At 53.0% G+C, this 557-nt stretch carries 1 protein-coding gene; it reads right to left on the reverse strand.

Going from position 1 to position 557, the window contains the following annotated elements; translation table 11 throughout:
• A partial coding sequence (locus C9383_RS07115) for an integrase core domain-containing protein (protein WP_146164706.1) occupies positions 1 to 557 on the reverse strand: 557 nt, incomplete at both ends.

Raw genomic sequence — 557 nt, forward strand, 5'->3', positions numbered from 1 at the left:
TAGATGGCACATACAGCTCTCCAGGACGTTTCATACCGAGTGCTTCATGAGGCCGCACGTAATTGAACTCATGCCTGAAGTGCTCCAGCAAAAGCTGCTGCTCTATCAAGTTTTTCCCTAACGGCAACTCAAGTTTCAAGCTACGGTGCATTCGCTCATGGCGACCATTCTGGGCGGGTCTTCCCGGCATCGTTCGTTCCGGATAGATACCTAATCGGATCCACCAAACTGCCAAGGTGGACATTCTTGCCAAGCCCGGAGAGGCGAAGGGAACACCGTTGTCAGTACGAATGACGTCCGGCATTCCATATTCCTGAAAAAGCCTCTCAAAGGCCTGTTTCACCGGCTTGGTCATGATCTTGGGATGGGCCCTGCACGCCAAAATCATACGGGAGGCGTGGTCTGTAACGGTCAAAGGGAAGCACATCTGTGCGTCGAGCATCTTGAATTGCCCTTTGTAGTCAGCGCACCACGTCTTATTGGGTTCGTTTGCTTCTCGCATGTCTCTGTGAGAGGTGCCGTGTCGGCGCTTGAAGCGCCGTTTACTGACTAGTCCG

Source organism: Pseudomonas palleroniana (assembly GCF_003031675.1).
Taxonomy (GTDB): Bacteria; Pseudomonadota; Gammaproteobacteria; order Pseudomonadales; family Pseudomonadaceae; genus Aquipseudomonas; species Aquipseudomonas palleroniana.